At 44.7% G+C, this 15,507-nt stretch carries 16 protein-coding genes; 13 read left to right on the top strand and 3 right to left on the bottom strand.

The features are described 5' to 3' along the window. Positions 1-40: 40 nt before the first annotated feature. From ACKTRM_RS19335 to ACKTRM_RS19285, 11 genes are all read left to right on the top strand, one after another. Entirely contained in the window at positions 41-247 is a 207-nt protein-coding gene (locus tag ACKTRM_RS19335) for a DUF951 domain-containing protein (RefSeq protein ID WP_012118942.1), read from the top strand. Between the two features lie 46 nt (positions 248-293). Next, complete coding sequence (locus ACKTRM_RS19330; RefSeq protein ID WP_012118941.1) at positions 294-2,297, top strand: molybdopterin-dependent oxidoreductase; 2,004 nt, start codon at positions 294-296, stop codon at positions 2,295-2,297. Between the two features lie 125 nt (positions 2,298-2,422). Continuing rightward, positions 2,423-3,523: a redox-regulated ATPase YchF gene (gene ychF, locus ACKTRM_RS19325; RefSeq protein ID WP_012118940.1), complete on the top strand. Its 1,101-nt coding sequence runs from the start codon at positions 2,423-2,425 to the stop codon at positions 3,521-3,523. 111 nt (positions 3,524-3,634) lie between these two features. Continuing rightward, entirely contained in the window at positions 3,635-3,922 is a 288-nt protein-coding gene (gene rpsF, locus ACKTRM_RS19320) for a 30S ribosomal protein S6 (protein WP_004392977.1), read from the top strand. A gap of 39 nt (positions 3,923-3,961) precedes the next feature. Continuing rightward, on the top strand, positions 3,962-4,480 hold the full coding sequence (gene ssbA / locus ACKTRM_RS19315; protein WP_004392979.1) for a single-stranded DNA-binding protein SsbA: 519 nt from the start codon (positions 3,962-3,964) through the stop codon (positions 4,478-4,480). 43 nt (positions 4,481-4,523) lie between these two features. Next, entirely contained in the window at positions 4,524-4,763 is a 240-nt protein-coding gene (gene rpsR, locus ACKTRM_RS19310; RefSeq protein ID WP_004392983.1) for a 30S ribosomal protein S18, read from the top strand. Between the two features lie 190 nt (positions 4,764-4,953). Beyond that, positions 4,954-5,535 carry a bifunctional transcriptional activator/DNA repair enzyme AdaA gene (locus ACKTRM_RS19305; protein WP_012118938.1) on the top strand — a complete coding sequence of 194 codons (582 nt, stop codon included), beginning with the start codon at positions 4,954-4,956 and terminating at the stop codon, positions 5,533-5,535. Next, positions 5,532-6,089, top strand: a complete 558-nt coding sequence (locus ACKTRM_RS19300) for a methylated-DNA--[protein]-cysteine S-methyltransferase (RefSeq protein ID WP_012118937.1) — start codon at positions 5,532-5,534, stop codon at positions 6,087-6,089. Before ACKTRM_RS19305 ends, ACKTRM_RS19300 begins: the two co-directional genes overlap by 4 nt. After that, the gene (gene xth, locus ACKTRM_RS19295) at positions 6,086-6,844 is read left to right on the top strand and encodes an exodeoxyribonuclease III (RefSeq protein ID WP_012118936.1); all 759 of its coding nucleotides are present in this window, start codon (positions 6,086-6,088) and stop codon (positions 6,842-6,844) included. The genes ACKTRM_RS19300 and xth overlap by 4 nt, the downstream gene beginning before the upstream one ends. A 62-nt stretch (positions 6,845-6,906) precedes the next feature. Beyond that, the gene (locus ACKTRM_RS19290; protein ID WP_012118935.1) at positions 6,907-7,845 is read left to right on the top strand and encodes a LacI family DNA-binding transcriptional regulator; all 939 of its coding nucleotides are present in this window, start codon (positions 6,907-6,909) and stop codon (positions 7,843-7,845) included. 55 nt (positions 7,846-7,900) lie between these two features. Beyond that, entirely contained in the window at positions 7,901-8,281 is a 381-nt protein-coding gene (locus tag ACKTRM_RS19285) for a VOC family protein (protein ID WP_012118934.1), read from the top strand. A gap of 32 nt (positions 8,282-8,313) precedes the next feature. Here ACKTRM_RS19285 and ACKTRM_RS19280 read toward each other — a convergent pair whose 3' ends face one another. Continuing rightward, entirely contained in the window at positions 8,314-9,645 is a 1,332-nt protein-coding gene (locus ACKTRM_RS19280) for an MFS transporter (protein ID WP_012118933.1), read from the bottom strand. A gap of 214 nt (positions 9,646-9,859) precedes the next feature. Here ACKTRM_RS19280 and ACKTRM_RS19275 point away from each other — a divergent pair, with 214 nt between their 5' ends. Continuing rightward, positions 9,860-10,756 (top strand): CPBP family intramembrane glutamic endopeptidase, encoded by an 897-nt coding sequence (locus ACKTRM_RS19275; protein WP_012118932.1) that lies wholly within the window; start codon positions 9,860-9,862, stop codon positions 10,754-10,756. Here ACKTRM_RS19275 and ACKTRM_RS19270 read toward each other — a convergent pair. Then, positions 10,753-12,822 (bottom strand): thioredoxin domain-containing protein, encoded by a 2,070-nt coding sequence (locus ACKTRM_RS19270; protein ID WP_012118931.1) that lies wholly within the window; start codon positions 12,820-12,822, stop codon positions 10,753-10,755. The two genes, ACKTRM_RS19275 and ACKTRM_RS19270, sit on opposite strands and share 4 nt — an antisense overlap. Positions 12,823-13,473: 651 nt before the next feature. After that, positions 13,474-14,793, bottom strand: a complete 1,320-nt coding sequence (locus ACKTRM_RS19265) for a serine/threonine-protein kinase (RefSeq protein WP_012118930.1) — start codon at positions 14,791-14,793, stop codon at positions 13,474-13,476. Between the two features lie 255 nt (positions 14,794-15,048). Between ACKTRM_RS19265 and ACKTRM_RS19260 the strand changes: the two genes are divergently transcribed. Further along, a complete protein-coding gene (locus ACKTRM_RS19260) occupies positions 15,049-15,288 on the top strand; it encodes a RapH N-terminal domain-containing protein (protein ID WP_041482234.1) in 240 nt (79 codons plus the stop codon). Positions 15,289-15,507 lie beyond the last annotated feature (219 nt).

The following is a 15,507-nucleotide window of genomic DNA, read 5'->3' as shown; positions in this document are numbered from 1 at the left end:
TACAATAAATAAAGCAGTCTATGGAGAGAGGTGAAGGGTCTTGGCGGATAAAGACTTTGGCCTGAATGATATTGTTGAAATGAAGAAACCGCATCCTTGCGGTGAAAACAGGTGGAAAATCATTCGGATGGGAATGGATATTCGGATTAAATGCACGGGTTGTTCCCACAGTGTCATGATTCCGAGAAGAGATTTTGAGAGAAAGCTGAAAAAAGTACTCGTCAAGCATGAGGAGCCTGCATCATAAGGGCTGGCGCTCATGCTTTTTCATATAGAGGAGAGGAAGAGGCCCGATGAGCAAAGTGCATCAGTCAGCGTGCCCGCTGAATTGCTGGGACAGCTGCGGCTTTTTGGTGACAGTTGAGGATGGAAAGGTGACGAAAGTAGACGGAGACCCGAATCATCCCATTACGGAAGGGAAAATTTGCGGCCGTGGCAGAATGCTGGAGGCGAAAACGAATGCGCCGGAACGGCTTCGTTTTCCTTTAAAAAAGATAGACGGCGAATTTGTCCGCATTTCCTGGGAGCAGGCGTTAGATGAAATTGCTGAAAAAATGGCGGTGATTAAGGAGACGTTGGGCACTGCCGCAGTGCTGCACAGTCATGATTACGCCAATAACGGTCTTTTGAAGGCGCTCGACCAGCGTTTTTTCAATGGATACGGCGGTGTGACGGAGATTGCGGGCAGCATTTGCTGGGGTTCCGGCATTGAAGCGCAGCGCTGGGATTTCGGGCGTTCTTACGGGCATGGACCGCTTGATATTTATCACAGCAAGCATGTGATCGTATGGGGCAGAAACGTGTCCCGGACGAATATGCACCTCTATCATCATCTGCAGCAGGTGAAGAAAAAAGGAGCGACACTGACGGTCATTGATCCTATTTTTAACCCGACTGCCAAGCTTGCCGATCGGTATATATCCGTTAAACCCGGCATGGATGGCTGGCTTGCGGCGGGTGTTTTAAAAGTATTATGCCAAACCGGCAGAACCGATTCCGATTTCATTCAAAGGCATTCGGTCGGTTTTGAAGAAATAGAAAAGCTTCTGCAGACGATTTCTATTGAGGAGATCATTGAGAAAACAGAAACGTCTTTAGAAGTGATTGAATATCTTGCTGATTTATATGCTGACGGTCCCGCCTCCACTTTTATGGGTCTTGGGATGCAGAGATATAAAAACGGGGGCGGGACGATACGGTGGATTGACGCTTTAGCTGCGGCGAGCGGAAATGTCGGTATCAAAGGCGGCGGCGCAAACTTCGGAAATGTGCAAGTCGGTGAAAGCTTTGCAAAGGCTGAGCTCACCCGTCCTGATCTGAAGAAAAGTTCGAGAACGTTTTCGATGATGACTCAAGCCGAAGAGGCGCTGAATGCAGCCGATCCGCCGATTGAGATGATCATCGTGACGTGCGGCAATCCGCTGACACAGGTGCCGAATACAAAAAAAGTGAAGGAAGCATTTGAAAAAACACCGGTCACAGTGGCCATTGATTCTGTCATGACCGATACGGCGAAGCTCTGTGACTATGTGCTGCCGACGGCCGTTGTTTTCGAAGAGGAAGATATTTATTATTCCAGCATGTATCATCACTATGTTCAATATGGCAAGAAGCTTGCGGAACCGCAGGGAGAGGCAAAATCAGACCGCTGGATCTGGACGGAACTCGCAAAGCGTCTCGGATTCGGGGAGCTCTTTGATTACAGTACGGAAGATTTCTTAAAAATGGGGCTCTCTTCTTTGGAGAAAGAAGGAATCACCCTTGAGCAATTAAAGGAAAAAGGACATATGCCGCTTCCGGTCAAACAGGTTCCGTGGAGTGATTTTCAATTTTTAACCCCGAGCGGAAAATTTGAATTCGTCTCGTCACTGGCAGAAGAGAAAGGATACAGCGGCCTCCCTCAATTGGAAGTGCCGGAGGAGTCTGTTTATCATGACGCCGGACTGGCGGGGAAATATCCGTATACGCTGCTGTCCATTCACCCGCAGCGCTCCAATCATTCACAGCACGTGCCGTTTATTGAAAAGCTTCAGCAGATTCAGGTGGATCTGTCTCCGGATATCGCCGAGGAGCTTTCACTTCAAGACGGAGATACGGCAGAGGTATACAATGACCGCGGCCGTCTGCGCGGCAGGGTGAAAATCATGAAGCAGGCTCACCCGAAGACGGTGAATATAGATGAAGGCATGTGGGCGGCATTCGGAGGCTCCGTCAACATGCTCACAAAGGATTCAAATTCTGATAATGGAATGGGAAGTACGCTTTTTGACTGTCTGGTAGCGGTTAAAAAAGGATAATCTAAGGAGAGAGAGGGCGGGAAATGCTTTTTTCTCAGCTTGTCTTTTCCTATGAACCTCCTTATAATTGCTCTAGGTTACAATACGTTTATACGATGATGGTTTGATATAGAGGAGATGAAAGAATGGCTTTAACTGCTGGAATTGTCGGTTTGCCGAATGTCGGAAAATCGACGTTATTTAATGCAATTACCCAGGCTGGTGCCGAATCAGCCAACTACCCGTTCTGTACAATTGATCCGAACGTGGGAATCGTGGAAGTGCCGGATGAACGTCTGCAAAAGCTGACTGAATTGGTGAACCCGAAAAAAACGGTGCCGACTGCGTTTGAATTCACTGATATCGCGGGGATCGTAAAAGGCGCATCAAAAGGTGAAGGACTCGGAAATAAGTTTCTTTCTCATATCCGTCAGGTAGATGCGATCTGCCACGTTGTACGCGCATTCGCTGATGACAATATTACGCACGTGTCAGGGAAAGTCGATCCGATTGACGATATTGAAACGATCAATCTTGAATTGATTCTTGCCGACATGGAGACAGTCGAAAAACGCATCACGCGTGTAAGCAAGCTTGCTAAGCAAAAAGACAAAGAAGCGGTTTTTGAATTTGACATTCTGTCTAAATTAAAAGAAGCTTTCGAACAAGAAAAGCCTGCCCGTTCCGTTGAATTTACGGAAGAACAGCAAAAGCTTGTGAAGCAGCTTCATTTGCTTACGTCAAAACCCGTGCTTTATGTAGCAAATGTAAGCGAGGATGAAGTGGCTGATCCTTCAGATAATGGATATGTTGCGAAAATCCGGGAGTACGCCGCGGGTGAAAACGCCGAAGTTATCGTCGTCTGCGCGAAAATTGAGTCTGAAATTGCTGAATTGGAAGGCGAAGAAAAGCAAATGTTCCTTGAGGAGCTCGGCATCGAAGAATCAGGTCTTGATCAGCTGATTAAAGCGTCATACTCTCTTCTCGGCCTTGCGACATACTTTACGGCGGGCGAACAGGAAGTGCGCGCATGGACATTCAGAAAAGGCATGAAAGCTCCTGAGTGTGCGGGTATCATCCACACTGATTTTGAACGCGGCTTTATCCGCGCTGAAACGGTTGCTTATGAAGACCTTTTGGCAGGCGGCGGAATGTCCGGAGCGAAAGAAGCCGGAAAAGTGCGTCTGGAAGGTAAGGAATATGTAGTCCAAGACGGAGATGTCATTCATTTCCGATTTAATGTATAGGACACAGTTGTAAAGGGACAAGAGCTTTGGTATAATATAAACTTGTGAGTAATAGAATTATTGCTCCTTGCCCATTATAGGGCCGCTTAGACCAAAAGGAGGTGCAAACAGATGAAAAAGTACGAAGTTATGTACATTATCCGTCCGAACATTGACGAAGAGTCAAAGAAGGCAGTTATCGAGCGTTTCAACAACGTATTGACTTCTAACGGAGCGGAGATCACTGGAACAAAAGATTGGGGTAAACGTCGTCTTGCTTACGAAATCAACGATTTCCGTGACGGTTTCTACCAAATCTTAAACGTTCAGTCTGAAGCTGCAGCGGTTGCTGAATTCGACCGTTTAGCTAAGATCAGTGACGATATCATTCGCCACATCGTTGTTAAAGAAGAAGAATAAGCAATTTGAAATATATAATGTTAAAAGGTGGTCTTTCATATGCTTAACCGAGTTGTATTAGTCGGAAGACTGACAAAAGACCCAGAGCTTCGTTATACGCCAAGCGGTGCGGCTGTCGCCACGTTTACTCTTGCTGTGAATCGTACATTCACGAACCAGTCCGGAGAACGTGAAGCCGATTTCATTAATTGTGTCACTTGGAGAAGACAAGCCGAAAACGTTGCAAACTTTCTTAAAAAAGGAAGCCTTGCCGGCGTAGACGGCCGACTCCAGACAAGAAATTATGAAAACCAGCAGGGACAGCGTGTCTTCGTGACAGAAGTCCAAGCTGAAAGTGTTCAATTTCTTGAGCCTAAAAACAGCGGCGGTTCTGGATCAGGCGGATACAACGAAGGAAACAGCGGCGGAGGCCAATACTTTGGCGGAGGCCAAAATGATAATCCGTTCGGCGGAAATCAGAACAACCAGAGACGAAATCAAGGGAACAGCTTTAATGATGATCCATTTGCCAACGACGGCAAGCCGATTGACATCTCGGATGATGATCTTCCGTTCTAATAGATTATCGCTATATTCATAACGAGAAAGGTGGGAAATGACAATGGCAGGAGGACGCAGAGGCGGTCGTGCGAAACGCCGTAAGGTTTGTTACTTCACTTCTAACGGCATTACGCACATCGATTACAAAGATGTAGATCTTCTTAGAAAGTTTGTTTCTGAGCGTGGTAAAATTTTACCTCGCCGTGTAACTGGAACAAACGCGAAATACCAACGTAAATTGACTATCGCGATCAAACGCGCACGTCAAATGGCTTTACTTCCATACGTAACTGGCGAGTAAGCCGAAAAAAGAGCAAGAGCCTGCGGGCTCCTGCTCTTTTTTTATATCAGTCCCCCTCCATCCTGCCGAAATGTTTCACATGAAACATGGAAGTGCTCCTGACACCTATCTTTGTTATCTTGCTCCTCTATTCAAAAACGCGTACTTATGCAATGATTTTGTTTATACTGAAGAACAGGGGGTGGCTGAGATGGAGACAGACAGAAATATCCTGACTGATGAAAGGTGGAGCGCAATCATACACAATGATGCTTCTTATGACGGGGCATTTTATTATGCAGTAAAAACGACGGGGATTTTCTGTCGGCCTTCTTGTAAATCGAGAGTTCCGAATAAAGAAAACGTGCTGGTGTTTGATACGGCTGATGCAGCGCTCGAGAGACATTTTCGACCCTGTAAAAGGTGCCGGCCGAACGGTCTTCGTCTTCCTGATGAAGAATGGATTGCTCAAATCACTGAGTACATTGACCGCCATTATCACGAATCCCTGACTCTGAGCGTATTGGCCGAAATGTGTCACGGCAGCCCCTATCATTTACAGCGGACATTTAAAAAAATCAGGGGAATATCCCCGATTGCGTATATACAGAAAATAAGATTGTCGAAGGCGGAGCACCTTTTAAAGCATACTGATATGACAGTCATGGAGATCGCTCTGACTGTCGGAATTCCAAACACAGCGCATTTCGCGACCCTTTTTAAAAAGAGAACCGGGAGTTCGCCCACAGAATACAGAAAAACAGCCAAGATGGGACAGGGAGGTTCAATATGAGTAAAGAGCCTATGATCTATTGGACACTCTTCACACGGAATGATTGGAGCCTGTATACAGCCGCCACATCTAAGGGGCTTTGCTTTATAGGGTCAAATCATGGAAGCTTTGAAGAGCTTGAGCAGTGGGCAAAAAAATCACTGCCGCAATACCGATTGGCACGTGATGATGAAAAGCTGGCGCCTTACACGGTAGAGCTGTCCGAGTACATTGAAAATGGCAGATCAGCTTTTTCCGTGCCGTTGGATCTTTACGGGACAGAATTTCAGCTTGCTGTATGGAAAGCGCTTATGGACATACCGTACGGCGAGACATACTCCTATTCGGATATAGCAAAAATGATTCAGAAACCGGCAGCCGTAAGAGCCGTGGGCGCTGCGATTGGAAAAAATCCGGTATTGATTACGGTTCCGTGCCATCGCGTCATCGGAAAAAACGGGAAACTGACCGGATTCAGAGGCGGTTTAGAAATGAAAAAGCAGCTGCTGGCATTAGAGGGCGGAAACATTGAAACACTGGAATACCGGCTGAGCCGGACAGGAGGGATCACATGAAACTGATTTCTTGGAATGTAAACGGCTTGCGTGCCGTGATGAAAAAAATAGATATCAATACTTACGTTCAGGAAACGGCAGCGGATATTCTATGTCTGCAAGAAACAAAAGTACAGGACGGACAAGTATCATTACAGCCTGAAGGATATCACGCCTATTGGAACTATGCGGTGAAAAAAGGCTACTCAGGCACGGCTGTTTTTTCGAAAGAAAAGCCGCTGCACGTGCTCTATGGACTGGGGATTGACGACCATGATCAAGAAGGACGGGTGATCACGCTTGAATTTGAGCATGTGTTTGTCGTCAACTGTTATACGCCGAATGCCAAACGCGGATTAGAGCGAATTGATTACCGTCTTCAATGGGAAGCCGATTTTAAGGATTATCTGCAGAAGCTTGACCGGAAAAAGCCCGTGATCTTATGCGGCGATCTGAATGTCGCACACAGGGAGATAGACTTAAAAAATCCGAAAGCCAACCGGAAGAACGCCGGTTTCTCGGAGCAGGAGCGGGAAGCGTTCAGCGCCCTGCTGAACGCGGGATTTACCGACTCATTCCGCTATTTATATCCTGACCAGGAAGGCGCCTATTCCTGGTGGTCTTACAGGACGAACGCACGTGAGAAAAACATCGGTTGGCGGCTTGATTACGTCATTGTTTCAGACAGACTGAAGCAGCGGATCAGCCAAGCGGCCATTTGTGCCGATATCATGGGTTCTGACCATTGCCCTGTTGAAATGACAGTGGATTTATGATGAGATAGCAGTAAGAGAAATCCACTCTTGCTGCTTTTTTATCACTGAAAATGGAGGAGCACATGGCAAATATAAAAGAGATTGCGAAACTGGCGAATGTGTCGGTGGCCACCGTATCACGCGTATTAAACCGACACCCGTACGTATCTGAGGAGAAAAGGCGTCTTGTGAATCAAGTGATGAAGGAGCTGGATTATACCCCTAATCGAACCGCCATTGATCTGATTCGCGGAAAGACCAATACAATCGGCGTGATTTTGCCGTACAGCGACCATCCCTGCTTTGACAAAATTGTAAACGGTATCACGAAGGAAGCGTTTGCCCATGATTACGTGACAACCCTTCTCCCCACCAACTATGACCCCGCTATAGAGATGACCTATTTCGAACTGCTGAAAATGAAAAAGATTGACGGACTGATTGTCACGTCCCGCGCGAATGAATGGGAGACCGCCGTGCCTTACCTGGAATACGGTCCCATTGTCGCTTGTGAATATACACAGCATCAAGAGATTCCCTGCGCTTATAATGACAGGCAGGCAGCATACAGAGAAAGCTTTTTGTATTTGAAAAACCGCGGACATCAAGACGTTGCTTTTACATGTGTGCGGGAAGCGGAAAAAAGCCCGAGTACGGCCGACAAGGTAACCGCATATAAGGCGGTTTTCGGCTCTCTTGATGAAACCCGCATTCTGGTCGGATGCCATGATATGGACGACGGAAAGCGAGCGGGTGAGCACTTCTGGGGTTTCGACAAGGCGCCGACGGCCATCTATGCGCACAGTGATGACGTGGCTGCCGGCTTGTACCAGTTTGCGAAAGAACAGAAATGGGACGCGGAGATCATCGGCGAGGGAAATCTGAGCGTCAGCCGGGCATTGAATATTCCATCCCTGGAACTTCATTTGGAACGGGTCGGTAAGGAAGCATTTTTATTGTTTTTTCACGAAGAAACGGCTAAAAAACAAATTATGCATCAATTTCAGCGGAAAAAGTCTTGAGCTGAAATGGGTTTCATGCTTTATAAATAGATTGAGAAAAAAGGGAGGCGGACATATGCGAATTGAACATGCAGCGATATGGGTGAAAGATTTGGAGCGGATGAAAAAATTTTATGAGAAATACTTCGGCGCCAAGGCCAATGACCTTTATCATAATGAGAAAAAAGATTTCAAATCGTATTTTCTTTCATTTGACTCTGGATGCAGGCTGGAACTTATGAAAAAAGGCGGCATTGATGAAGTTCCGTCACAGAATATGACCGGATGGGCGCATCTCGCATTTTCTACAGGCAGCAAGGAGCGGGTGAATGAATTGACGGAGACGTTTAAAAATGATGGATTTCAGGTTGTAAGCGGCCCGCGCGTGACGGGTGACGGATATTATGAGAGCGTGATAGAGGATGGGGAAGGCAATTTGATAGAAATCACAGTGTAACAGTGCGGAGTGATTCCGCACTGTTTTATTGATTAAATTTGCTGTGCATTTGTTTTCGGGCCGAAGAGGATTAACAAAACGGAACATAGAAGCCAGCAGCCGCCGATGAACAAAAAGACGCTGATGTAGCCGAGCTTAACGGCAATAAATCCGACGAGCAGGGAGCCGAATATGTTGGAAAAACGGCCGAGCCCATACGCCAGCCCGCTCCCGGCCGAGCGATATTCCGTAGGATACGGTTCCGATGTGTAGGCGTATAGATTTGAGGTGAAGATCCGTTCCGTGACGTTAACGACAAACCCAAACACAATAATCATGAGGGGAATAAACGTCATGCCGTATAACAGTCCGGCAATGGCAGTCAGAAAGGCGCTTGCGGCCAGAATCCATTTCCTTTGGAACGTTTCGGATATCATGGAACCGAGCAATGCGCCAAGCGGCGCGCCGACAGAGTGAAGCACATTGTACCACAGCGTTTTTTCCATGGTGATGCCGTTGCTTTTCAGCAGGCTGGGCACCCATGAAGCAAAGCCGTAAAAGCCAAAGGTTTCAAGAATCCATACCGCTGACAGGATGATGGTGATCTTTAAATTCCTGCCCTGAAACAGCCCTAAGTAGCCTGCGTGCTTCACTGTATGTACTTCTGCCGCCTCTTTTGGCGCGGGAAGCGGGCCTTTTTCTTTCTCTGCACGTGCTTCAAGACGGTTCATAATGGCGTTTGCCTGATCATATGCGCCCCGATTTTCGTGCCAGCGCGGCGATTCCTCAAGCCGGCGGATAAAAAAGAAATAAATGAGACCGGCCGCCCCCCATACGAATACGAGCCGCCACCCCCATGAGCCTAAAGGAATGACAAAAGCGGAAACAACGTTTGTGACGGGAACGCCGATTAGTCCGATCATGGCGCAAAGGGAGATGTATTTTCCCCGTACAGAGGATGGAAAAAATTCCGCCAAATAGCTGTTCGTCACAATCATGGCGGCCGCGACGCCGAGACCGGTCAAGAAGCGGAAAATCATTAAGGACGGAATGTCCCATGCCAGCGCATTCAGAAAAGATGAGATCGAAAAGACAAGGACAAAACAATTCAGCGCTTTTTTCCTGCCGATCCGATCGGACAGCCTTCCGCCGATGGACGCGCCTAAAAACATGCCCAGGAAGGATGCGGCCGTGATGTCGGCAATGGTGGACAGCTTCACGCCCCAATGCTCAATCAGCGCCGGAGCCACGTTGCTGAGCGTAAACAGATCAGCGAGATCAAAAAAATAGATGATTCCGAGAGCGGTTAATACTTGATAATGCACACGTGAAATGGGGAGACGGTCTAATCGGTTCGCTACATTTGAGAATGTCTGATGTTTCATAAAAAACCCCCTGACTTTGCAATTGTAATCAGAAAATACTGTGAATTTATCTGACGAATACATTATAAAGGTCTTTTTTTGGCAAAAACAGAGTGTAAATAACCAGAGCCAAAGGAAACGGCATAGCGCTTTCTTCTTAAAATATATAACATTTCCTATATCTGTTTCTGTTTATATTGTAAAATGTTGAAGGAAAGGAAGTTGATGCATAAATATGAATACGTTTGTACGGCCCGCAGAGGGAAAAAATAGTGTATCGAGATATCTTCTTTCTCTGTTGGTCATTGTGGGTTTGTTCTTTTTCGGAAGCATACTGACCGTGTTTTATATGTTTCTCACGTCCGCTTTCAATCCTTCACTGACGATAAATTGGGATGAGGGGGCATTAAGTGACCCGCTGGCGGATATTTATTTACAGCATATCGTCTATTTCATAGCGATTCCGGGCATTTGGATAGCGGTTCGTTTCATTATGAAACGGCGGTTTTTATCCATCATCACACCAAATCAGTCGCTGAACTGGAAGAGGATTTTCTTTGGATTCGGCACATATGTTGTGCTGATGTTTGTCGCGGGGCTGATTGATTTTACAATTCATCCGGATCGTTTCATGCTTCAGGAATTCCATGCTTCACGTTTTCTGCTGCTGTTAGCGGCGGCCGTCTTGTTGGTGCCGATTCAAACCTCTGCGGAGGAATTTCTCTTTCGCGGTTTTCTGCTTCAGTTCGCCGGAAAATTGACGGCAAATGCGGCGGTTCTGACAGTCATTATCGGCGGATTATTCGGCGCACTTCATTTCGGAAATCCGGAGATGGATAATGGGGCTCTCTGGGCGGGAATCGGATATATCACCATCGGCATGATCTGGACCTTTATCACGATTAAAACGGGCAGTCTGGAGATGTCTCTTGGCGGTCACGCTGCCAATAATATGTTTTTATTTATCTTTCTCACAGAGGATCATTCGGTGTACGGCGGCATTCCGTCGATATTTACAACAGCAGCCGGCGGCTATGAAATATATGATTGCATATCGACTCTGGTGATCAATATCATCTTCGCATGGCTCGCATTCCGTTTTGTGAAAAAAGAAAAGCAGCAGGCCGCCTAGGCTCTGCTGCTGATTTGTAAGGTGTTCATCGCTTCATCAATATCCGTCGTCGGCCTCCGGCAGGCGAAATTCTCGCAAATGTAGACCGTTGTCCTCCCATCGATCATTTGATAACCCGCAGCAAAGTCAGAAATGCCGGCAAGCTCTTCCGGATGTTCTGCGGCGAGAATCGTATAGGCGGGAGTGAAATGCTCCTGAAGCGCCTCAATGAAACGTTTTCTGTCCGGGTCATCTTTCCTTCCGAAAACAACGATTTCTTTTTGGGGCATTGTATGTGCCAGTACGCTTTGCATGAAGAAAGCGTTGCTGCTCGGATAGGCCTCTATTTCCCGTTTGAACACGGAAAACATCGCTTCGGCTTTTTCAATCAGTGATATATCACCCGTCAGGCGGCCGAGACGAAGCAGCTGTACGGCAGCCGCGCTGTTTCCGGAAGGCACGGCCCCGTCATAAACCTCTTTTTCCCTGACAAGAAGGGTCTCAGCATCATTCCCCGTAAAGAAGAAACCTCCGTGCCGTTCATCCCAGAACAGCTCCAGCATGCTTGTACATAACGTTTTCGCTTTCTGCAGATAAGACGGATTAAAACCCGCTTCATACAGTTCAAGATAAGCCCAGATGAGAAAAGCATAATCATCGATAAACCCTTTGTTTTTCACTTCGCCCTCGCGATAGCGGACCATGACGCGCCCGTCCGGCATGAGGTGCCGCTCGAGAAAGCGGATCGCTGTTTCCGCCATGCTGAGAAAGTCAGGCTCGTGAAATACCTTTGCGGCTTTTGCCAGCCCGGTAATCATGAGCGCGTTCCATGAGGTCAGCACTTTGTCATCTGTATGCGGATAGCTTCTGTTTTCACGCGCTTCCAGCAATTTTGTTCTTGCCTCTTCAAGGCGTTCGGCCAGCTCATGTCCTGTGAGGCCGGTCTCTTCGAGGATGGCCTCACGCCGCGTGAAAATGAGGTGCGGGATGTTTTCGCCTTCAAAATTGCCTTGATCTGTGATGTTATACACCTTGCAGTAAAGCGGGCCGAGTTCATCACCGAGAAGATTCATGATTTCTTTTTTGGACCATATGTAATATTTCCCCTCACGGCCTTCGGTATCAGCGTCTAAAGCTGAGAAAAAGCTGCCGTCTTCATGCGTCATTTCCCGCTGAATAAACATTACGATCTGCATCGCAATCTGTTTGTAGCGCTCATTACCCGTGACTTGGTAGGCTTCTGTATATGCGGTCAGGAGAAGGGCGTTGTCATACAGCATTTTCTCAAAATGCGGCACGAGCCATTCATTATCAGTCGAGTAGCGGGCAAAGCCGTACCCGATGTGGTCAAAAATTCCGCCGTTCGCCATGCCGTCGAGTGTCTTGGTTACGCCGGCCAAAGCCTGTTCCTTGCCCGTATAGCTGTAGTAGCGAAGCAGAAACATGAGCATATGCGGCATCGGAAATTTCGGAGCCTGGCCGAACCCGCCGTACACTGTATCAAACCCGCCGGCCAGCTGGCGATACGTGTCATGAACCGCCTGTTCGCCAAGCATGCCCTCGGTCGGGTGAACCTTGACTTCAAGATGAGCGGCGGCGTTTTCGGCGATATCCTCGACATGCTGCCGGTCATTCGCAAACGTTTCGGACAGATGTTCAAGCACATCGATAAAGCCCGGACGGTTAAATTTGCTCGTCTTCGGAAAATATGTCCCCGCATAAAACGGCTTCTGATCTGGGGTGACGAACACGTTCAGCGGCCACCCGCCCTGCCCCGTCATCAGCTGGCAGATTCTCATATACACGGAATCCACATCAGGCCGCTCCTCACGATCAACCTTGATGGCTATGAATTTATCGTTTAGCATACCGGCGATCTCTTCGTCCTCAAAGGACTCGTGAGCCATTACGTGGCACCAGTGACACGTCGAATAGCCGATGCTGACAAGAACCGGCTTGTTTTCGCGTTTTGCTTTTTCGAAGGCTTCTTTTCCCCAAGGATGCCAGTTTACGGGGTTGTGGGCGTGTTGGAGCAGATAGGGGGACTTCTCCGTGATTAAGCTGTTGGGCTTACTATTATTTGGCATTGGATCACCTTCTTTCAGTTTTTTAATTTGTTGATTTAATCTTACTTTACCTTAATGAGACTTAGTTTATTCCTATTAAGTATCTTGATTGGACGGATTCTGTGTAACCTTCTGATGTCTCAGCAAAATCGTTAGGAGTAGTCGGAGAATATATTTTAAAATCATTTGGCTTCAAATCAGAGCTCAGTTTTGAATCTTTGATCAAGTCTTTTCTTATTTCAACGAATACTTCCCCAAGTGCCTTTAGTTTTTGTTCATCTGTTGAACTATTCTTAACACTTTTTAAAAAGTTGTAGAGTTTATATATCACTTGATCAGGACAATACAACCAGCATAAGTTAACTTGATCTATAAAAACTGATTTTAGTTCTGGATTTTCGGAATTAACATAAAAACCTTTAATACTTTTTACTAGCTCAGCATAACGCTCTTCTTTTCTATGTATGCTTCCTGATTTCTTTTGCTTCTCTCATTTAAATACCAAGTAAATAACCGCCAAAAATCGTTAATAAAGCAACGAATAAAGGTGAGTATGTTGCTATAAAATCTTTCAGAATAAATCACTCCTATTTCGCTATTGCCTATATAAACTTTGTTTATTTTTAATCATCTTCTAATATTTATCGGTTAAATACTCATTTTTACATCCCTTTATAAATTTGACTGAAGATTTATTACTGCACGTCTAATTGAATCAGACTTTATCAGTCTAGTTTTTATTGTTTTTAGTTTTTGAAACGCTCTACCAGTTTGAAGCATGTAATAAGCCATATGATCTGCCATCGATTCCTCATCTATTTTATTTCCCTCAATCATGGATATAATTCTATCTTGGATTGCCCATCTATCTTCTATTGCAGCCCAATCCCAGAGAAGCTCTAGAGCTTCTTTACGTATGGAACTATACAAATAACTTCCATAATAAAAGTTCTCAGCAAAAACTCCAATTTTACGATCTTCACTAAATGGCCATCCTATGCTAGGCATTTTTTTTAATCGTTCCCTAAATAGCTTAATAAAAGATAATGCAGCATCCTCTCCTATTTGTTCGACATAATCGTAAATTACGTTCATATTTTTAAGTGTATCCATTGCAGGTGCAATAAAATCAAACCAATCATGTTCAATTATATTGCATTTCATAGCTATTTCATGAAATTCATTCCAAGAAACTTTTGGATTTGATGATATTAATTCTCCTAATGTTCGGTTTAATTTATCATCCTGGCCTAAAATAATTTGTATTTGTTTTGCCTTTTCATATTCTTCTTTAAAATCTATGGCATCTTTAAATCTTTGCTCAGGCTGATAAGAAGAAGACCGTTTTATGAGTGTTTCAAACCTATCAACTGAAGTAATTACATATGGAGGTTCATTTCCAGTCAAAATAAAATATAATAGCTTTCCTAGTGAATATACATCACTTTTTTTTGTTGCATTTGATAACTTTTCGGACTGTTCGGGCGCAACATATACAGCTGTTCCGTGACCAGCTATAGATGATTTTCCACCTAGTGATTTGGCTTCGTAATCTTTTCCTAAGCCAAAGTCAGCTATCCAAACTGTAAAATTGTCGGTGATTAATATATTGTTAGGGGATAAATCTCTGTGTAGTACATCTTTAGAATGAGCAAAAGCAAGAGCTTCAACTATTTGATCAAATAAACTGAACCTAATATTGTCAGTTAATTCAATAGAAGACTCTAACATAAACTCTTTTAAATTACATCTAGCTCTTTTCATAACATATGCATATTCTTGCTTATCTTCGTTAATTCTTTCTTCTACCAAAGGAACAATATTAGGGTGTCCACTAAGTTTTTTTAACATTTCTACTTCTTTTTTGAATCGATGAGTATAATGTTCATCGTCTTTATACTGTTCAAGAATTCTTTTGACAGCTACTTCATCTCCTTTTTCGTTTATTTCAGCTTTGACTTCTGCAAAAGCCCCTGATCCTATTTTATCCATGAAAGCTTCTCCTTTTTATGTGGTGATTTCTTATAGTTGATTATATCATGCAATCTTGTATATCTTTGGGAAAGCATTTTTGCTGTTTTGAGGGATATTTTTGTCAAGAAATGAAAGTATTAATCTTAACGCAAAAAAAACGCAAAGCGATAGTTTAAATGTACCTTTTTGCATTAAATGTAGATTACTTTTTGATCTGACATGGTGCAATTAATGTGAAAAATCGAACAACTTTGTAAATCTGTAGGGTGAGATTTGCTTGAATCATATATCTATAAAAAAGAAAGGATTCCATATGAAGTTTTAATATCTAAGTTGAATACATGGTATACAACCATAAGGAAAAACATGATTGATGAAACCAAAAAGAAGAAGTCAAAAATTGAATCTCTATTAGAAGAAGTCGAAATGAAGCAAGAGGTCCTCCTATATTATCAACTTTTAGATTTTAGACATGAACTAATGCTAATTTATTTGAGATCAAAAGACGTTTAAGAAGTTAGGAATACTTACGAAATTTTTTAAAAAAAGAAAGAAGGCAGTGTTTTAAAAAAATGCATTAGTATTATTTCTTCTTTTTTATGGGCATGTACGAATTCAGAAGAAAAGAACTTGTTTCTGCAATAAACCGCGTTTAGTTTGTCTGAAACCAAATTATCAGATATATCTGCTCTAATAGGCGTGGCACTAATAACATGTTACTGAATGTAAAAA

The sequence above is a fragment of the Bacillus sp. D7-8 genome (assembly GCF_052055895.1).
GTDB classification, from domain to species: Bacteria; Bacillota; Bacilli; order Bacillales; family Bacillaceae; genus Bacillus; species Bacillus velezensis.
The sequence above is the reverse complement of the archived record's forward strand: the minus strand, read 5'-3'. Positions and strand labels throughout refer to the sequence as shown.